15 protein-coding genes are annotated in these 19,483 nt (G+C 58.5%); 11 read left to right on the forward strand and 4 right to left on the reverse strand.

Going from position 1 to position 19,483, the window contains the following annotated elements; translation table 11 throughout:
- Positions 1–20 precede the first annotated feature (20 nt).
- From B2X55_RS01905 to B2X55_RS01915, 3 genes are read left to right on the forward strand one after another with little or no spacing between them, the layout of a single operon-like run.
- Positions 21–671, forward strand: a complete 651-nt coding sequence (locus tag B2X55_RS01905; protein ID WP_055161862.1) for a cytochrome c biogenesis protein — start codon at positions 21–23, stop codon at positions 669–671.
- Entirely contained in the window at positions 668–1,036 is a 369-nt protein-coding gene (locus tag B2X55_RS01910; protein WP_036374293.1) for a cytochrome c maturation protein CcmE, read from the forward strand. The genes B2X55_RS01905 and B2X55_RS01910 overlap by 4 nt, the downstream gene beginning before the upstream one ends.
- Positions 1,037–1,093: 57 nt before the next feature.
- The gene (locus B2X55_RS01915; protein WP_288851229.1) at positions 1,094–3,211 is read left to right on the forward strand and encodes a heme lyase CcmF/NrfE family subunit; all 2,118 of its coding nucleotides are present in this window, start codon (positions 1,094–1,096) and stop codon (positions 3,209–3,211) included.
- Positions 3,212–3,319: 108 nt separating this feature from the next.
- Here B2X55_RS01915 and B2X55_RS01920 read toward each other — a convergent pair whose 3' ends face one another.
- Both B2X55_RS01920 and B2X55_RS01925 read right to left on the reverse strand, forming a co-directional pair.
- A complete protein-coding gene (locus B2X55_RS01920; RefSeq protein WP_286820659.1) occupies positions 3,320–4,198 on the reverse strand; it encodes a hypothetical protein in 879 nt (292 codons plus the stop codon).
- The gene (locus B2X55_RS01925; RefSeq protein WP_286820660.1) at positions 4,191–5,102 is read right to left on the reverse strand and encodes a LysR family transcriptional regulator; all 912 of its coding nucleotides are present in this window, start codon (positions 5,100–5,102) and stop codon (positions 4,191–4,193) included. The genes B2X55_RS01920 and B2X55_RS01925 overlap by 8 nt, the downstream gene beginning before the upstream one ends.
- Before the next feature lie 328 nt (positions 5,103–5,430).
- Here B2X55_RS01925 and purB point away from each other — a divergent pair, with 328 nt between their 5' ends.
- From purB to B2X55_RS01950, 5 genes are all read left to right on the forward strand, one after another.
- Positions 5,431–6,789 carry an adenylosuccinate lyase gene (gene purB / locus B2X55_RS01930; RefSeq protein WP_286820661.1) on the forward strand — a complete coding sequence of 453 codons (1,359 nt, stop codon included), beginning with the start codon at positions 5,431–5,433 and terminating at the stop codon, positions 6,787–6,789.
- A 23-nt stretch (positions 6,790–6,812) separates the two neighbouring features.
- Positions 6,813–8,228 (forward strand): anion permease, encoded by a 1,416-nt coding sequence (locus B2X55_RS01935; protein ID WP_286820664.1) that lies wholly within the window; start codon positions 6,813–6,815, stop codon positions 8,226–8,228.
- A 144-nt stretch (positions 8,229–8,372) separates the two neighbouring features.
- A complete protein-coding gene (locus tag B2X55_RS01940; RefSeq protein WP_036374287.1) occupies positions 8,373–8,861 on the forward strand; it encodes a cytochrome c3 family protein in 489 nt (162 codons plus the stop codon).
- Complete coding sequence (locus B2X55_RS01945) at positions 8,854–10,146, forward strand: ammonia-forming cytochrome c nitrite reductase subunit c552 (protein WP_036374284.1); 1,293 nt, start codon at positions 8,854–8,856, stop codon at positions 10,144–10,146. The genes B2X55_RS01940 and B2X55_RS01945 overlap by 8 nt, the downstream gene beginning before the upstream one ends.
- A 146-nt stretch (positions 10,147–10,292) precedes the next feature.
- Entirely contained in the window at positions 10,293–11,153 is an 861-nt protein-coding gene (locus tag B2X55_RS01950; protein WP_286820665.1) for an AraC family transcriptional regulator, read from the forward strand.
- A gap of 191 nt (positions 11,154–11,344) precedes the next feature.
- Here the strand turns inward: B2X55_RS01950 and moaC are convergent, their stop codons facing one another.
- Together moaC and B2X55_RS01960 are read right to left on the reverse strand one after the other, a co-directional pair.
- Positions 11,345–11,845: a cyclic pyranopterin monophosphate synthase MoaC gene (gene moaC, locus B2X55_RS01955; protein WP_055161853.1), complete on the reverse strand. Its 501-nt coding sequence runs from the start codon at positions 11,843–11,845 to the stop codon at positions 11,345–11,347.
- A 114-nt stretch (positions 11,846–11,959) separates the two neighbouring features.
- A complete protein-coding gene (locus B2X55_RS01960; protein ID WP_286820666.1) occupies positions 11,960–13,300 on the reverse strand; it encodes an MFS transporter in 1,341 nt (446 codons plus the stop codon).
- 242 nt (positions 13,301–13,542) lie between these two features.
- Here B2X55_RS01960 and B2X55_RS01965 point away from each other — a divergent pair, with 242 nt between their 5' ends.
- From B2X55_RS01965 to narH, 3 genes are all read left to right on the forward strand, one after another.
- Positions 13,543–14,250, forward strand: coding sequence for a Crp/Fnr family transcriptional regulator (locus tag B2X55_RS01965; protein WP_286820667.1), 708 nt, complete (start codon positions 13,543–13,545; stop codon positions 14,248–14,250).
- A gap of 134 nt (positions 14,251–14,384) precedes the next feature.
- Positions 14,385–18,068 (forward strand): nitrate reductase subunit alpha, encoded by a 3,684-nt coding sequence (locus B2X55_RS01970; protein WP_286820668.1) that lies wholly within the window; start codon positions 14,385–14,387, stop codon positions 18,066–18,068.
- Positions 18,058–19,482, forward strand: coding sequence for a nitrate reductase subunit beta (gene narH / locus B2X55_RS01975; RefSeq protein WP_286820670.1), 1,425 nt, complete (start codon positions 18,058–18,060; stop codon positions 19,480–19,482). Before B2X55_RS01970 ends, narH begins: the two co-directional genes overlap by 11 nt.
- The last annotated feature ends 1 nt before the right edge of the window (position 19,483 follow it).

A 19,483-nucleotide genomic window follows, 5' to 3' on the forward strand; every position in this document is an offset into this window, starting at 1 on the left:
TACGATAAGGAGTTGATTGGATGAAGTCGTGTGAGAAGGGGCTCTGGGCCCTCATCCTGCTGCTGACGGCAGGCCTTCTGTATGCCGTGTTCTTCCTCGTGCCGCCGGCCGAAGGGCTCGGTAACCTCGTGCGCATCGCGTTCTTTCACATCCCCGTGGCCTGGGTCGCGGTGCTCGCCTTTCTCGTCAGCGCTTGGTATGCTCTGCGCTACCTGCGGCGGCCGGCAGAGCGCTTCGACGCCATCAGCGCGGCGTCCGCGCGTCTCGGGATCATCTTCGTCGTGTTCGCGACGCTCAGCGGCGCCGTCTTCTCGAAGCTGACCTGGGGCGCGTACTGGAACTGGGACCCGCGGCAGACGACGATCTTCGTGCTGTTGCTCATCTACGCGGCGTACCTGACGCTGCGCTCGGTGATCGCGGACGAGCGGCGCCGCGCGCGCGTCTCGGCCATCTACGCGCTGTTCTCGTTCCTGACCGTCCCGTTCCTCGTCTTCATCATCCCGCGGTTCTACTTCTCGCTGCATCCCGCTCCCGTCCTCAACGGTAGCGGCTCTATCGACATGGACCCCGTCATGCTGCGCGTACTGCTGGCGTCATTGCTGGATATGACGCTCATCTACATAGCCCTGCTCTGTCATCGCGTGAAATCTGAAAGAGGTGCATCATCATGAAACGCAAGATCCTGCTCGTCGCGCTATTGCTGGCCTTCGTCGGCTACGCCGGCTGGAGCTTTGCCGATTCGGTCACGCCGTACGTCGGCATCAAAGAGGCGAAGGCGGCTACATCTTCGAGTGTCCAGGTCAAGGGATTGCTGGCCAAGGATGCACCGGCTCCGCACATGGAGGGCAACGACTTCGTCTTCACCCTGCAGGACGAGGAGACGGGCGAGGAACTGCTCGTGCACTACCACGGCACGAAGCCCGACCAGTTCGACGAGGCGCATCACATCGTCGCCATCGGCAAGATGCAGGGCGAGGCATTCTCCTCGGACAAGCTCCTCATCAAGTGCCCGTCGAAGTACGAGCAGCAGAAGTGAAGCGGCCTGCAGGCAATTTCGATGCAACCTGAATGCAATCCATGGGGGATTTATCGTATGATTGGAACAATATCTCTGGCAACATCTCTGTTTTTCGCCTTGTTGGCCGTGATGGCCTACGGCTATGCAATGAAGGTCGAGGAGGAGCAGGACAGGGCTCGGCGCTGGGGCCGGTGGTCGCTCTTGGGCGCGTGCCTGGCAGCTGTCGTCGCCTCTATCTATCTCTGGGCGATGATCCTCGGCGACCACTTCGAGATCGCCTATGTGGCGAGCTACTCGTCGAGAGAACTGCCGCTCATGTACAAGATCTCGGCCTTCTGGGCCGGGCAGCAGGGGTCGCTGCTCCTTTGGCTGCTCATCCACGCGCTGGCCTCGCTGTACCTCTGCGGCAGGGAGCGCATGACGGCGGCGGGGCTCACGGTCTACTCCGCCCTCGAGTCGCTGCTCGTCATCCTCGTGCTGGCCAAGAGCCCCTTCGTGGCCTCGGCGGCGGCCGTGCAGGACGGCGTCGGCCTCAACCCTCTGCTGCAGGACCCGTGGATGGCCGTGCACCCGCCGATCATCTTCATCGGCTACGCGCTCTTGGCCGTGCCGTTTGCCTATGCGATGGGCGCTCTGCTCAAGGATGAGGCAAAGGGAAATTGGCTGGAGCCGGCGCGCCGCTGGGCGCTGCTCGCCTGGGGCTTCCTCGGCGCCGGCGTCTTCATCGGCGGCTACTGGGCCTACAAGGTGCTCGGCTGGGGCGGCTACTGGGGCTGGGACCCCGTCGAGAACTCCTCGCTCGTGCCGTGGCTGCTCGCGGGGGCGTTTGTCCACGTACTGCACGTCGCCAAAAGGCGGCCTGCGGCGCTGTCCGTTCTGCACCTTTCTGTCATCTTCACGTTCGCGCTCGTCATCTACGGCACGTTCCTGACGCGCAGCGGCATCCTCGGCGATTTCTCGGTCCACTCGTTCAGCGGCACGAGCATCGGCATGACGCTGGCCGTCGTCAATGCCATCGTGCTCATCGGCGGCCTCGTGCTGCTCGCGCTCAAGGCGGGCAAGCTGCCGCAGGGCAAGGTCTACGAAGACTATGCGAGCCGTGAGTTCTGCCTGCTCCTGGGCGCGCTCGTGCTCGTCTTCATCGCCGCCATCATCTTCATCGGCATGTCGATGCCGCTCTTCACGCAGCTCATCGGCAAGCCGGCCGCCGTCGATACGGACTTCTATGTGCGTACGACCATGCCGCTGGCCATCGCTATGTGCCTCGTCATGGCCGCCGGCTCCTGCCTGCGCTACGGGAAGCAGGCGGAGCCGCAGGGCAAGGTCGTGCCTGCCGTACTGGCCGTGCTGGGCTTTGCACTTGCGTTTCTCGCAGGCGTGCGCTCCCCGGGGCTGCTTGTGCTGGCAGCTGTCGCTATCCTGCTCCTCGGTGAGACGCTCATCAGTTGGCGCAGCCATCTGCTGCGCTTTGGCGCGGTGATCGCGCACGGCGGCGTGGCACTCGCGCTCTTCGCGATGGTGCTCTCTGGCGGTGCCAGCCAGTCGCTCTCGCAGGAGTTCAAGACCGGCGCGAGCGCAGAGATCGCCGACCACACGGTCACGTATGAGGGCCAGGCCTTCGCCGAGGATGGCACGATGAAGTACTACTGCTACCGCGTCGACGGCAGCGAGGCGCGCGCCATGACGAAGCTCCACAAGAACGGCGAGGATGCCGCGCGCGAACCGGCCATCGCCCACACGCTCACGGGCGATATCTACATCGCGCCGACACCGCCGAAGGACACGGGCCGCATGGAGCTCCTCCTCAAGCGCGGCCGCATGGAGATGGGCGACATCTTCGCCTACCGCTATGACGACGTCACGATGGAGAACCAGCCGGACGGCACGATGCTCGTGACGGCCACGATTGCCGTGACGGACGGTGAGACGGTCGAGCACGCACAGCCGACCATCATCGCGACGCGCGACGGCGGCACCTCGACGCCTGTTCCCGTCTTCGGCGGCCAGAAGCGCATCCGCCTGACGGGCATCTCCGGCAACGACTCGCAGGCGCGCCTCGAGATCCTGCCGTCAGCTGAGGAAGAAGCGCAGATTGCCGTGACGGCCTCCGTCAGCACGAAGCCCTTCATCTACCTGCTCTGGATCGGTGCCGTCGCCGCCTCGCTCGGCTGCTTCGCAGCCATGCGCCGCTGATCTTTGGATGGAAGCAGTCGATATGAATAGGAGCTGTCACGCTCATGGGAATCCCCATGGGCGTGACAGCTCCTGTTTTTTCATTGGGTTATCAATCGGCCACAGTCTTTACTGTGCAGTTGGCTGACTCAGGCGATTCAGGCGGTCCGTCAGATAGGCCAGTGTGGCGAAACGGTCTTGGATGAGCGCACGGGGGTTATCATTATGTGCCTCTTCTTGTGAGCAGTCAGTTGGTATATCTGCATCTGGTGAGATTATGCTGCCAATCTGTTGCTTGATGGCTTCGAGCGAAGAGCGCTGGAGTAGCCGCGTGATTTTCTCTATCTCGCGGGCGAGCGCGAACAAGCGCTCTTTTGGGGGCTCGACCGGGGTGCAGAGTTCCTGGTATTCTCGTTTCAGGTGCAGCTGGCAGTATTCGGCTAACCCCGTTAGTAGATGGCAGGCCGATGTAACGGAGGCCGTACGATGTCCTGGGATAATAGTAAGGTCGCAGCGCAGATGCTCGCGATAGGGCGGCGCTAGAAGGAGTTCTTTGCCGACGAACGGCTCAACACCAATGAGCCAGCGGGCTTGCTCGAGTTCGCGCATCAGAGCGGGCAGGGCCATTTCTTCAAAGGCAAGTGACCGGAAGTGGAGCTTATTGATGCCGAGTTCGTGGCATTCCTGAATTAGCAGTTCTGTATAAGGATAGAGGTTGTTGAATACATAGACTGTTTCTCCTGCGGGGATCTTGGCGATATCGAGGAAGAATCGCGTTGTTGGATGCAGATCAAAGACGTAGAGCTGCCCCTCGGGCAATACGCTGCGCAGACGGGCTTCCTGCGTGACAGCACATATATAAAAGGTATCTGGGGCAGGACATTTGATTTTTGTAGTCAGCATGGTCTCGATTGGCAGGGAGGAGCCTAGCAGAGCTGAAGTGATATCGGCGATTTCATGAGCCACGAGTTCACTGCTGCCGACAGCGACTAGACGGGGGTTATTCATCAGGAGATCCTCCTTTTTTCAACAATTTGAGAAATGCCTCAGCGGCATGTGAGAGATGGTGGTTCGTCTTCCAGAAGACGTGATTTGTAAGGTGCAGTGGCGGCTCTACCGGGATAACAGCGAGAGCTGTGTCGTCCTCCACGAGACTTTCCGGCAGAATTGAAATGCCGCAGCCGGCGGCGACAAGTCCCTTGATTGTCTGTGCGCTCTGGGATTCAAAGACGATGTGGGGCGAGCTGCTGGTCTCATTGAATGCATCGATGAGATTCTGTCGGTAGAAGCAGTCTTTCTTCGGCAGGATCAACTGTTCTGCGGAGAGCGCTTTCAGTTCCAGTGTATTACGGCGGTGCAGGGGATGATTGCGGCTGCAGCAGATGACGAGCTCTTCCGGTGTGAAACTCAGGCTGGAAAGGACGTGATTCTCGTCAGGAGCAGGCAGGATTACGAGGTCGAGTTTGTCCTCCAGCAGGGCCTGCTGGAGGTGACTCATGTTTTCCTCGCGCAAGGATATCCGGATATCGGGGAATGCAAGATGGTATGCCTTGAGTTGATGGACGACGGCACGCATTGCTCCAAACGGGGTAATCCCAATCGTCAGCATACCGCTCGTCAGGTTCTTGAGGGCGTGGATCTCCTCGACGGTCGTCGTGATGCCGTGCATGATTTTCTCGACATGGTTGGCGAAGATGCGTCCCTCAGCTGTCAGCGTGACCAGTTTCTGGCTGCGATCAAAGAGCTGGATGCCGAGTTCTTCCTCTAGACTGCGGATGGCATTGGTGACGGCGGGCTGAGAGATATAGAGCCTTTCTGCCGCGCGTGTGAAACTGCCGGCTTCGCGTACCATAAGAAAGTATTCGAGTTGTCGTATTTCCAAGGATAAGCCTCCTTTGCTGTTTATATCCATGTGATGGAGTTTCTGTTACGACAGGATTCGTCATGTCCTAAGGGGACACCTTCTGATGAGGGATAAGAAATCTGTTTGTAAAGATAAGAAAAACTTATAAGATAATCTAAAATGATGATAATTTGACTGATTAATAATTTATGATTATATAAAGAGATGAAAAATCGCGGGATATTGCCACTTCTGTCGTAAAGAAGGATATCTGTCTTATCTTTGGATAAGGGGCCGGTATTTCTCTTGGCAGAGTCTTTGATGGTATGATTGAGCCAGATAGAAAAAGACAGGCACGACAGAGCCTGCCGTCAGAGTTTGGAAAGGGGTTTTTCATATGTCAGCAACGGTCATCGATAGTCAGATTCACGGTTTCCTGTTCGGTACGGAGGAAATGAATGCAGTCTTCTCGGAGAAAGCCTGGGTGCAGAAATGGCTGGATACGGAAGCGGCTCTGGCACAGGCTCAGGGTGAGCTCGGTGTCATACCGAAGGAGAAAGCTGACATCATCGTAAAGTATGCAAAGGCCGACCTCATCGATATCCCGTCCATCGGCGAAGGCTATAAGAGCTCTATCACGATTGTGCCGCTTTTGAATGCCTTCAAGAAGATTCTTCCGGAACATGCTGGTGAGTATGTGCACTGGGGCGCTACGAGTCAGGATATCGTCGATACTGGCATGGTTCTCTTGGAGCGCGATGCCTATGACATCATTTTGCGCGATGCCAAAGCCTGCCTTAAGGCTATTCTCAAGCTCGTCAAAAAATACCGCGACACGCCGGAAGCCGGCCGCACGCATGTGGTCCATGCTATCCCCATCACGTTCGGTTACAAGGCGGCTGTCTGGGCCGATGAGCTGGGCCGGCAGATTGAACGTTTTGAAGGCATGAAGAAGCGCGTCTTTGTTGGAGAGATGGCCGGTGCTGTCGGTACGCTCGCTTCGCAGCCAGAGAAGGGCCTTGAGACGCAGCAGCGCATGTTTGAAATCCTGGGACTCGAGGTCCCCACGATTGCATGGCATGTCGCGCGTGACAATCAGGCGGAATTTACCAGCATGCTCGCTCTGCTCGCTGGAACACTCGGCCGCATCGCGCATGAAATCTTCACGTTGCAGCGCACCGAGATATTGGAGCTCGAAGAGCCGTTCTTCATGGGTAAAGTCGGATCCTCGACGATGCCGCACAAGCGCAATCCGGCCGTACTCGAGAATGTTCTGGCCCTCCTGCGAAATGTCCGCGGCATCGCACCGACGGTTGTCGAGAGCATGGTTTCGGAAAATGAGCGCGACTGGGGCTGCTTTATCTCGGAGTGGGAAGCCATTCCGCGTGCCTGCGAGCTCATGGCCACGGCACTGCATAAGACAAAATACATCCTTGAGAATCTCATCGTCTACGAGAAGCACATGGAGCGCAATCTCTTTGTGCAGAAGGGGCTCATGATGAGTGAGTGCGTCATGATGCATCTGGCCCGCAAACTCGGCCGCCTGACATCGCATCACATTGTCTACAATGCCTGCATGGAAGCTTATGAGAAGGAAATTCCTCTCAAGGATGTGCTCATGAAGACGAAAGAGGTAGAAGATGCCTTTACGGAAGAAGAGGTCGACTACATGCTCGATCCACACAACTACCTCGGCCTTGCGCCGGTATTCTGCGACCGCGTGCTCGCTAAATACACTGCGTATACAGAAGACTGAGCGATGGCAAGAGGTGAATAACAATGGATGCAAGTCAAAAGAAAAAGCTGGTTGGTGTCATCCTGCTCGGCGCAGTCATTTGGTTTCTGCCGCATCCTGATGCGATTACGCCGATTGCCTGGCATCTCTTTGCCGTTTTTGCAGCGACCATCGCAGGCTTTATTCTACAGCCCTTACCTATCGGAGCAGTCGCATTTATTGGCGTCTCGGTGGCTGCGCTGCTAGGTGTCGTCAGTGTCAAGGTCGCGATTTCCGGTTACGGCAACGGCACAATCTGGCTTATCATCTGTGCATTCCTGCTGGCCCGGGCTTTTATCAAGAGTGGACTCGGCAGTCGCATTGCTTATCTGATCATCAAGGCCATTGGGAAGTCTAGTCTGACACTCGGCTATGCCATCACGCTTTCCGATTTTGTTATTTCGCCGGCTACGCCGTCGAGCACAGCTCGAGCGGGTGGCATTATCTACCCAATCATCCGCAGCCTGTCGTCTGCGCTCCACTCGGAGCCGGATGATGGCACGGCGCGGAAATTCGGTGCCTACATCATGCAGATCGAGTATCAGGCGAATGCCATCACTTGTGCGATGTTTATGACGGCAATGGCTGGCAACCCGATGGCTGTCGAACTTGCGGCTAAGACAATCGGCGTCGAGATTACTTGGAGTGCTTGGGCTACGGCTACCATTGTGCCGGGGCTGATTTCACTCTTGTTGATGCCGTATCTTCTCTACAAGCTCTATACGCCTGAGATTCATGAGATGCCGCACGCTAAGCAGATGGCAGTGGAGGCTCTTGAGAAAATGGGGCCGATGAGCTGGATGGAGAAGGTTGTGCTCGCGGTCTTCGTCGGTTCGCTGGTACTCTGGGCCACGTCGTCGCTGACGCATATGAATGCGACGGGCGTTGGCATGCTGGCTGTCACAGTCCTCATCCTGACAAATGTGCTGACCTGGCAGGATGTTTTGCAGGAAAAAGGTGCCTGGAACACTATGTTCTGGATGGGCTCTTTGATTGCTCTGGCGGGTGCACTATCGAGCTCCGGCTTCATCAAAGTGGTGGCAGATATGGCAGGCACGGCAATCCAAAGTGCAGGCTTGAGCTGGCTCACAGCCTTTATCATTCTAGTGCTCATCTATGTGTATTCTCACTATGCATTTGCCAGCGTCTCTGCTCATATCGGTGCTATGTACGCAGCGTTCCTGGCTGTGGCCGTAGCTGTCGGCACGCCGCCGCTTCTCGCTGCAATTTCCTTCGCTGCGCTCTCGAATATCATGATTCCATTGACGCATTACGGCGGAGGTGCAGCGCCAATCCTTTACGGTGCTGGCTATGTGCCGCAGGGAACTTGGTGGAGGCTTGGGTTCATTATGGTTACGGTTAATCTTGTCATCTGGCTCGGCATCGGTTCATTCTGGTGGCATATTATCGGACTTTGGTAAATCGTATAACCCTTGTTTCATAAATATAAAATATGAAAAGATTCTGAAAGGCGTTGCGGCGGCAACGCCTTTTTTCGTTGCCGGATGATATAATGATAGAAAACAAGGCAGAATAAGAGCGTAAGAGAGAGGAGGGGGAGCAGAGTGGAGTTCAAGGAACTGTTTCAGAAACACACGCTGGCCTGCCTGGCGGGCGGCTTCGTCATCGGCGTGGCGGTCTGCGGCATCGGCTCAGCGGCCATGGCCTTCTCGGGATCGCCGGCCTTCTGCGGGTCGTGCCATGCGATGAAAGGAGAGGCGGCAACCTTTGCGATGTCTTCGCATCGTGCGCTGGAATGCACGGACTGCCACCTGCCACACGACAATGCTGTGCACTACATGTTCGAGAAGGGACGCACGGGCATGATCGACACGTATCATGAAGTGCTGCGCGACTATCCGGCGAACATAAAGATCTCGTCTGAGGGCAGACAGACGGTCAACGACAACTGCCTGCGCTGCCATCAGACGACGATGGGGAGTGTCCACGCCGACGTCGGTGTCAGTATGGATACTGGCGGCGACTGCCTCAAATGCCACAGCAGTATCGCACATGGCTCGAACCATCTCGAAGGGGGGATAAAAGTTGAGTAAGCTACAGAAGATATTGGCGGGAATCATAGCTGTCTGCGTTGTATTCTTTGGCTTTGTCGTCGTCCGCATCGTCGCGGCACCGAACGACACGAGTGTCAAGCTCGCTAAGATTCCCCAGGACAAACAGCTCGGCAAGGAAGCATATAAGGAAGCTTATCCGCTCGAGTACAATTCGTTCATGAAGAACAATGACACTTCGCCGTCGCCGACGGGGTACGGCGGTGCCCAGGCGGAGAACTCGCACCTGACGGAACAGCCGGAGATGGTCGAGAACTTCAAGGGCTACAAGTTTGCGCTCCAGTACGATGATGACCGCGGTCACACATACGCAGGCGAGGATTTCAAGAACACGAAGCGCCTGCCCGGCCAGAAGGGCAACTGCATTACTTGCAAGAGCTCGTACATGTACGATGTCTACTACAAGCAGAGCGGTTGGGATTACGCCTCGAAGCCGATTGACGAAGTCATGGCGCCCATTGAGGACGACCAGTGGTTCGGCTGCTCGACGTGTCACGATCCGGAGACGATGGAACTGCGCGTCTACCAGCAGGGCTTCATCGATTCGATGGCCCGCCGCGGCATCGATGTCAACAACGCTTCGCACAACGACAAGCGCGCTTACGTCTGCGCACAGTGCCACAATGAGTACTACTTCACGAAGGAAGACGGCCGCGTCAACCATCCGTTTGACAACGGGCTCGATGCGGAGTCGGAGTATGAGTTCTATCAGTCCGGTCAGGCTGGTGCCTTCAAGCAGGACTGGATCCATGCAGATTCCAAGGCCCCGATGCTCAAGGCACAGCATCCGGACTTCGAGACTTGGGCGACGAGCGTCCACGCTGACGCCGGTGTCACCTGTGTCGACTGCCATATGCCGTACATGAGAGAGAACGGCCAGAAGTACACCTCGCATTGGATGACGAACCCGCTGAAGACGACGGAAGAGTCGTGCCTCAAGTGCCACGACGAGAGCGCTGAGACGCTCAAGGCGCGCGTCCAGACGATCGGCGACAACACCTTTAAGCTCCAGCGCATCGCTGGCAAGACGGTTGCGCAGGCCCATAAGACCATCAAGGCCGCCATGGATGCCGGTGCGACGGATGAACAGCTCGAAGAGCCGCGTCAGCTCGTCCGCGAAGCGCAGTGGTACTGGGATTGGGTCGCCGCTGAAAATGGCATGGGCTTCCACAATCCGGACAAGATCATGCGCACGCTCGGCCTCTCCATCGACAAGGCACATCAGTGCATCGAGAAGACGAACGCCATCATGAAGGGCAGCCTCTGATCCTTACGGCGATACCTCGGATACAACTCCTATCACATATGGGAAAGCCAGCTCGTTTCTGAGTTGGCTTTCTTTTTGCATATTTGACTGGTTATGATAGAATAAGAGGAAAGTATCGAATGTAAGTACGTTAGAGATGATAGGAAATGGACAAGATAAAATTCACGGAGATGCCGACGGAACACGAGGCCCGTCTCTACCTGACGACCATCGGCGAAGAGGAGATGCTGCCGGGCGGGAGCTGCGGCCCCAAGGTGCGGCCGTATTATGTGCTGCACTACGTCACGAAGGGATGCGGCAGATTCTTTGTCAACGGCATGGCATACCACCTGCAGGCGGGGCAGGGCTTCTTCATTGCGCCTGACTACGAGACGCGCTATGAGACGGATGGTGATGAGCCCTGGAGGTACATCTGGGTCGGTGCAGCTGGTGAGGAGATGAAGCATCTCATGCATGACATCGGGCTCAATCAGGCGAACCCCATCTTCTCGTGCCATCAGGGGGAGCGGCTCATCCGCTGCCTCCACGACATGCTGGAGCACCGCCAGCTGACTTTGACGGACCATTACTATCGCATGAGCACACTCTACCGCTTCATCGCCATCCTCAGTGAAGAGCGTCAGGACCACCGGTCGATAGAGAGCGGCAATTCATACGCTGCAGATGCCATGACGTATGTGCGCCATCACCTGCACGAACACATGAGCACGGCGGACATCGCCGCGACGATGGGCCTCAACCGCAGCTACCTCAGCAGCCTGTTCCGCAGCAAGACGGGCATGACGCTGCAGAAGTACATCCAGACCTGTCGCATGACTCGGGCCAAGTACCTGCTCGAGAGCACGCATCTCTCAGTCGCGAGCATCGCGGAGTCCTGCGGCTACGAGAAGGGCGAGTCGCTGAGTCGGATCTTTCGCCGCATGTACGGCATCGGCCCGGCCGATTATCGCAAGCTCTTTCTGGCAAGCCAGCAGGAGAAGCGGCGTGCGGCAAAAAATAAAAAATAAAATTGTAAAACGCAAAAAAAAGAGCCTGCACATCGCATGCTGACTCGAATGAGGGAAAAATATAAGGGGAGATGGATGAGGGGGGAGCTGACCTTACAGCTCATTCAATCCATCTGCTTTATATGGTAGTACGTTTCGAATGAAAGGGCAAGCCAATCTTGTTGGAAGAATCCCCCCATTTGTTGGGTTGGTCACTCCTCTGTGATATTTTTGCGCAGGTAGGTGCCGCTCTTGCCGCCCGTCTTCTTGTCGAGGTGGATGGACTCAATCTCCATGCCCTTGTCGAGCGCCTTGCACATGTCGTAGATGGTCAGGAGTGCGACGCTGACGGAGTGCAGCGCTTCCATCTCGACACCCGTCTGTCCCGTGACCTTGACCGTGGCGCGCGCCTCGACGGCGCATTCTTCGGGCAGCATCGTGAAGTCGACGCTGCACTTCGCAATCGGCAGCGGGTGGCAGAGCGGGATGACAGAGCTCGTGTTCTTGGCCGCCATGATGCCGGCGATGCGGGCCGTGCCGAGCACATCGCCCTTCTTAGCCGTGCCCTGCTCGATGGCCTCGTAGACCGCCTTGTTCACGCGGATGCGCCCCGAGGCGATGGCCGTGCGGCTTGTCTCCTTCTTCTCGCTGACGTCGACCATGATGGCCTGGCCGCTCTCGTCAAAATGTGTGAGTCCGTTCTCGTATGCCATAAAAGATCATCCTTTCTCATTGCGTATTCGCTGTCTAGAATTTTACCATAGAATGCAGAAGTCAGGCTATCCGTTATCGGCGGACAGCCTGACTTTTCTTGCGATATCCGTATATCAGCACTTGATGCCGGAGCCCTTTCTCGCGTAGAAGAAGTACGTGATGAGGATCGTTACCACCGTGAAGGCGATGATGATGTAGAAGGCCGGTGCGACGCTCTGGAAGTTGGTGTACGACCAGCCGAAGATCTTCGGGATCAGGAAAGCGCCGTAGGCGGCAATCGCTGCCGTGAAGCCCGTGACGAGCGAGGCGTGGAACGGGTTGTCGAAAATGTAGGGGATCATGCGGAACGAAGCGCCGTTGATGAAGCCCGTCGTCAGGAAGAGCAGCAGGAAAGCGCCGAAGAACAGCGCGAAGGCATGCGTCTGGATGCCGAAGAGCACGACGATGCTCGCAGCGAGCATGATGAAGAGCGAGACGAGCGTGACGTTAGAACCGCTGTTGAGGCGGTCGGCGAGCCAGCCGCCGACCGGGCGGATGCCGGCACCGATGAACGGTCCGAGGAAGGCGGCCATCGAGAAGGAGACTTCCGGGAATTCTTTCGAGACGAGCAAGCCGAGTGCGGCGGAGAAGCCGATGAAGGAGCCGAAGCCGCAGGTGTAGATCCAGCACATGAGCCAGGTGTGCTTGTTGCCGAAGATTGAGAGCATGCTCTTCGGGCTCTGCTTCGGCAGCGGCAGATTGTCCATGAACATCCAGATGAGCACGAGCGTCAGGGCTGTCGGCACAGTCCAGAAGTAGCAGACGTTCTGGACGTACATCATGCCGCTTGGCGTCTCGACGCCGGGGCCAAAGAACGAGGAGAGGTTCCAGCCGAGCAGCAGAGGCGCCGTCAGGTAGATCAGCGAGACGCCGAGATTGCCGATGCCGGCGTTGATGCCGAGCGCAAGGCCTTTATGCGCCTTCGGGAAGAAGAAGCCGATGTTGGCCATCGAGGCGGAGAAGTTGGCGCCGGCGATGCCGATGAAGGAGACGAGCAGGACGAACGTGTCGTAAGACGTCGTCGGGTCCTGCAGTGCGCGGCCGAGGCCGAAGAGCGGGAAGAGCAGCAGGGCCGTCGTGATGAAGGCCGAGTTGCGGCCGCCGATGAGGCCCGGCAGGTACGTGTAGAAGAGGCGGCCCGTCGCGCCGACGAGACCCGGCAGTGCAGCGAGCGTGAAGAGCTGTTCATCGGAGAAGTGGAAGCCGGCCATGTTGAGCTTGGCGGCAATCGTCGCCCAGAGCGTCCAGACGACGAAGGAGAGCACGAGGGCCCATGTCGAGGTGTAGAGGTTCTGCTTCGCGATCCTCTCGCCGAACTTCTTCCAGAAGACGGGATCCTCCGGGGTCCAGTTCGCTAGGATCTCCTTGCGCGTGGGATTTGCCCCCAATTTTTTTGTCACAGCTGATTCTGCCATACGTTGACTCTCCTTTTCGTTGAATTTGGTATAAAACCTTGCTAAGCAATAAGGAACGATAAACTCTTTGTCACATTATAGAGGAGATACCTCAAATAATCTGTAAAAAAAATCACGCTATATGTAACAAATATCACGGCACAGGTAAAAACTTTCCCGTATCCTGAACAGGAATACACCGTCCGTGTCGCGAATCAATAGCGATAAGGGATTTATCTGAGATAGAAAAGGGGAATCGATCTATGGAAGAACGGAAGACGAAGCAGCAGGACCAGATGGAGTCGCTCGTGCGCCATTTCTATGAGATACCGGGCAAGGTTGTCATGCTCCACGACGGTGAATATCTCTTCCACGAAGGGGATATGGCGCGCTACTTCTACATCGTGCGCTCGGGCCAGATCTTCATCACGAAGTACGCGATGTCGGGGCGCGTGCTCTCGCTGCGCCTCGCCTCGCGCGGCAGCATCATCGGCGAGCTGCCGCTTTACGAGAAGGAGCCGGTATACATCTTCAATGCGGTGGCGCAGAGTGCGGCAGAGGTCTACGCAATCGAGTTTCCCGTGCTGCAGAGCTATCTCGAGAAGAAGCCGGCGCTCGCGGTCAACCTGCTCAAGATCATGGGGGCGCACATGCGCAAGCAGCACTCGAAGTTCCGCGACCTCCTGCTCTACGGCAAGAAGGGCGCGCTCTACTCGACGCTCATCCGCCTGGCCAACAGCTACGGCAAGGAGATGGACGGCGGCATCCTCATATCGGTGCCACTGACGAACCAGGAGCTGGCCAACTACTCGGCGACGGCGCGCGAGAGCCTCAACCGCATGCTCAGCGAGCTTCGCAAGAGCGATATCATCGAGTACCGCGGCCACTTGATCTTCATCAAGGACATCGACTACCTCAAGGAAGCCATCCAGTGTGAGAATTGCGGCAGGGAAATCTGCAACATTGAATGAGCTGAATCCATACTGCTGAGACGCGAAATGCGCCTCGGCAGATTTTTTTTGCGCAGAAGGGTACGACCGTGATATTTATCACATGAGTGGGAGATAAAATCGGATAAAATGAGATGCAACAGGAGGGTGATGACGTGAGCAATATCTTTACAAAATGGAAGCATCTCATCCCGGTCGAGAAATCGGCGACGGGACATCAGCAGCTCTTTGAAGGCGGCCGTGAATGGGAAGACACCTATCGCGACCGTTGGTCTTTTGACAAGTGCGTTCACTCGACGCACGGTGTCAACTGCACGGGCTCGTGCTGCTGGAACATCTATGTCAAGAACGGGCTCGTGGCCTGGGAGAACCAGGAGCACAATTATCCGGAGACGAGCCCGGACATGCCGGACTTCGAGCCGCGCGGCTGCCCGCGCGGAGCGACGTTCTCGTGGTATCTCTACAATCCGCACCGCATCAAGTATCCGTATCTGCGCGGCGAGCTCGCTGCGCTCTGGCGCGAGGCGCGCAAGGAGCACAAGACGGCTCTTGAAGCTTGGCAGAGCATCGCCAATGATCCCGCCAAGACGAAGCGCTATAAGGAAGCGCGCGGCAAGGGCGGCTTCGTGCGCTCGAGCTGGGATGAAGTATCGGAACTCGTCGCCTCGTCGCTTCTGCACACGGCGATGAAGTACGGCCCGGACCGCAACTTCGCCTTCGCCGTCATCCCGGCGAAGTCCATGCTGTCGTACGCGGCCGGTGCGCGCTTCATGCAACTCATGGGCGGCGCTTCGCTGTCGTTCTACGACTGGTATGCCGACCTGCCGCCTGCAAGCCCGCAGGTCTGGGGCGACCAGACGGATGTGCCGGAGTCCTCGGACTGGTTCAACGCCGGCTACATCATGACCTGGGGCTCGAACGTGCCGCTGACGCGCACGCCGGATGCCCACTTCCTGGTAGAAGCGCGCTACAAGGGCACGAAGGTCGTCTCGATTGCGCCGGATTACGCGGAGTCGACGGCTGTAGCAGACACGTGGATCTCTCTGAAGGTCGGCAGCGATGCGGCCTTTGCCATGGCGATGGGCCATGTTATCCTCAACGAGTACTACTGGGGTGAGCCGGCCGAGTTCTTCACGGAATACACGCGCCATTACACGGACTTCCCGTTCCTCGTGCAGCTTCATAAGCGCGCCGACGGCAGCTATGAGTCGGGCCGCTTCCTCAACGGCAAGGACATGGGCCGCACGGACAAGCACGCGGAGTTCAAGCACTATGTCATCGACGAGCTCACGGGCAGGCTCGTCGTGCCGAACGGCACGATGGGCGACCGCTGGGACAACGAGAAGAAGTGGAACCTGCGCGAGGAAGACCGCGACACGGGCGCGAAGATCGTGCCGCAGCTCTCGGTCTTCGGCCAGTTCGACGAGGTCGTCGAGGTCGAGTTCCCGTACTTCGGCAATGAGCGCGAGGAGCGCGTCATCCGCCGCATGGTGCCGGCCAAGCGCGTCAAGACGAAGGCGGGCGAGATCCTCGTCACGACGGTCTACGACCTGACGCTCGCCAACTACGCCGTCGACCGCGGCCTCGGCGGCGCGTGCGCTTCCTCGTACGACGAGGATGTGCCGTACACGCCGAAATGGCAGGAGAAGTACACGGGTGTCCCGGCTGAGACTTGCATCCACACGGCCCGCGAATTCGCCGACAATGCTATCAAGACGCAGGGCAAGACGATGGTCATCATGGGCGGCGGCATCAACCACTGGTTCCATGCCGACATCGTCTACCGCACGATCCTCAACCTCCTGCTCTTCACGGGCTCGGAGGGCCGCAATGGCGGCGGCTGGGCTCATTACGTCGGCCAGGAGAAGCTGCGTCCGGCAGAGGGCTGGGCGCGCATCATGACGGCCACGGACTGGCAGGCACCGCCGCGCCTGCAGAACTCGACGTCGTTCTACTACTTCGCGACGGACCAGTGGCGCAGCGACGAGGTCGACATGAAGGATCTCGTCTCGCCACTGACGAGCCCGCGCTACCGCCATGCGGCCGACTACAACGTCATGGCCGCTCGCCTCGGCTGGCTGCCGTCTTACCCGACGTTCAACAAGGGCGGCCAGCAGCTGACGGACGAAGCGAAGGCGAAGGGCGAGGACCTCAAGAAGTACGTCGTGCGTTCCCTCAAGGACAAGAGCCTGCAGTTCGCGGCAGAGGACCCGGATGCTCCGGAGAACTTCCCGCGCAACCTCTTCGTCTGGACGGCGAACCTGCTCGGCTCGTCTGCCAAGGGCAACGACTTCTTCAACAAGTACCTGCTCGGCACAGAGCACACGATCTTTGCCGAGGAAGAGGGCCCGACGCGCCCGACGGAGATCAAGTGGCGCGAGCAGGAGGAGCTCCAGAAGCCGGGTGGCGCTGCCGAGGGCAAGCTCGACCTGCTCATCGACATCGACTTCCGCATGGCGGGCACGGCACTCTACTCCGATGTCGTGCTGCCGACGGCCACGTGGTACGAGAAGGACGATATCTCTTCGACGGACATGCATCCGTTTGTCCATCCGTTCCAGGCCGCTGTCGATCCGCTCTGGGAAGCTAAGAGTGATTGGGATGTCTTCCGTACGCTCGCAGAGGCCGTCTCGAAGGTCGCCAAGGAAGCCGAGCTCAAGCCGTATGAAGACCTCGTCGCCGTGCCAATCGGCCACGACAGCGAGGGCGAGACGGCTCAGCCTGAGGGCCTCGTGCGCGACTGGAGCAAGGGCGAGTGCGAGCCCATCCCGGGCAAGACGATGCCGAATCTCGTGCCGGTCAAGCGCGACTACACGAAGACGTATGAGAAGTGGATCGCGCTCGGACCGAATGTCTCCAAGAAGATGGGATCGCTGACGATGACGTGGGATTCCTCCGATGAGTACGAGGAGATTCGCACGCGCAATGGCGTCATCGAGAACAAGGACTTCGTCTCGTACGGCATGCCGTCCATCTACGACGCACGCCAGGCCGTCGAGGCCGTCATGGGCCTCTCGACGACGACGAACGGCAAGGTGGCCGTCAAGGCCTTCAAGAGCCTCAACGAGAAGACGGGCCTCAAGGGCCTCGAGCATCTGGCCAAGGACCGCGAGAACGAGCGCTTCACGTTCGATGAGATCGCTGCGCAGCCGAAGGAGACGATCACATCGCCGACGTTCACGGGCAGCAACCAGGGGCGCCGCTACACGCCATTCACGACGAACATCGAGGAGCTCGTGCCATTCCGCACCGTCACGGGCCGCCAGTCCTTCTATCTCGACCACGAGATGATGCGCGAGTACGGCGAGGCCATGGCGACCTTCAAGCCGATCCTCGACTACCGCCCCATCAAGAATCTCTTGGGCGGCACGAAGGAGATCACGCTCAAGTACCTGACGCCGCACAACAAGTGGTCGACGCATTCGATGTACTTCGACAGCCAGCAGCTCCTGACGCTGTTCCGCGGCGGCCAGACGGTCTGGATGAGCGAGAAGGATGCCAAGGAGATCGGCGTGCGCGACAACGACTGGATCGAGCTCTACAACCACAACGGCGTCGTGACGTCCCGCGTGGCCGTCTCGCCGCGCATCCCGCAGGGCACGGTATTCATGCACCATGCCCAGGACCGCCACATCAATGTGCCGGCCTCGAAGATCACGGGCACGCGCAGCGGCACGCACAACACGCCGACGCGCATCCACATGAAGCCGACGCACATGATCGGCGGCTATGGCCAGCTCAGCTATGGCTTCAACTACTACGGCCCGACGGGCAACCAGCGCGACATGTACGTCGTCGCGCGCAAGATGCAGGGGGAGGTTGACTGGCTTGAAGATTAAAGCACAGATTTCCATGGTCATGAATCTTGATAAGTGCATTGGCTGCCATACGTGCTCCATCACTTGCAAGAATGTCTGGACCAACCGCGAAGGCGCGGAATACATGTATTTCAACAATGTCGAGACGAAGCCGGGCATCGGCTATCCCAAGAACTGGGAAGACCAGGAGAAGTGGAAGGGCGGCTGGAAGCTCGGCAAGGATGGCAAGCTCTCGCTGCGCACCGGCTCGAAGCCGGAGCGCCTGCTGAAGCTCTTCTATCATCCGGACCAGCCGGAGATGGACGATTACTACGAGCCGTGGACTTACGACTACGAGACGCTCATCCACTCCAAGCGCCGCAACCATCAGCCGATTGCCCGCCCGCGCTCGCTCATCACGGGTGAGCGCATGGAGATCAAGTGGGGCCCGAACTGGGAGGACGACCTCGCCAACGGCGAGTCGGCCCGCCAGGACGTCAACCTCAAGAAGATCTCGGAGGACATCACGCTCGAGTTCCACGACCTCTTCATGAAGTACCTGCCGCGCGTCTGCAACCACTGCCTGAATCCGGCCTGTGTCGCAGCGTGTCCGTCGGGTGCCATCTACAAGCGCGAGGAGGACGGCGTCGTGCTCGTCTCGCAGGATGGCTGCCGCGGCTGGCGCCACTGCGTGCCGGCCTGCCCCTACAAGAAGGTCTACTTCAATTGGAAGACGAACAAGGCCGAGAAGTGCATCTTCTGCTTCCCGCGCCTTGAGAACGGCCTGCCGACCGTCTGCTCCGACACGTGCGTCGGACGCCTGCGCTACATGGGCGTCCTGCTCTATGACATGGACAAGGTCGTCGCCGCCGCTTCGACGCGCGATAAGGGCGAGATCTACCACCAGGTGCTCGATGTCATCGCCGACCCCAATGACCCCGAGGTCATCGAGGCTGCGCGCAGAGAGGGCATCTCGGAAGCGTGGATCAAGGCGGCTCAGGAGTCGCCCGTCTACAAGATCGTCAAGGAATGGCAGCTCGGCCTGCCGCTCCATCCGGAGTTCCGCACGCTGCCGATGGTCTGGTACGTGCCGCCTCTCTCGCCGATCACACGCCGCATGGAGGCAAACTGCTACTTGCCGGAAGCCGATGAGATGCGCATCCCCATTGCGTACCTCGCCGAGATCCTCGCTGCGGGCAACACGGCTGTCATGACGCGCACCCTGCAGCGCCTCTTGGACATGCGCGCCGTCATGCGCGCCAAGACGACGGGCGACGACCTGCCTTCTCGCCTCGAGTTCGCGCCGGAGGTCTACGAGAAGATGTTCCGCCTGCTCGGCATCGCCAAGTACAAGGACCGCTTCAACATCCCGGCGGGCATACAGGGAAAGAGCCACGCCGAGATGCGCAAGGAACAGGGCGGCGGCCTCTACACCTGCCCGGGTGGGGGGTGCTGAT

Source organism: Mitsuokella sp. UBA4253 (assembly GCF_002395285.1).
GTDB classification, from domain to species: Bacteria; Bacillota; Negativicutes; order Selenomonadales; family Selenomonadaceae; genus Mitsuokella; species Mitsuokella jalaludinii.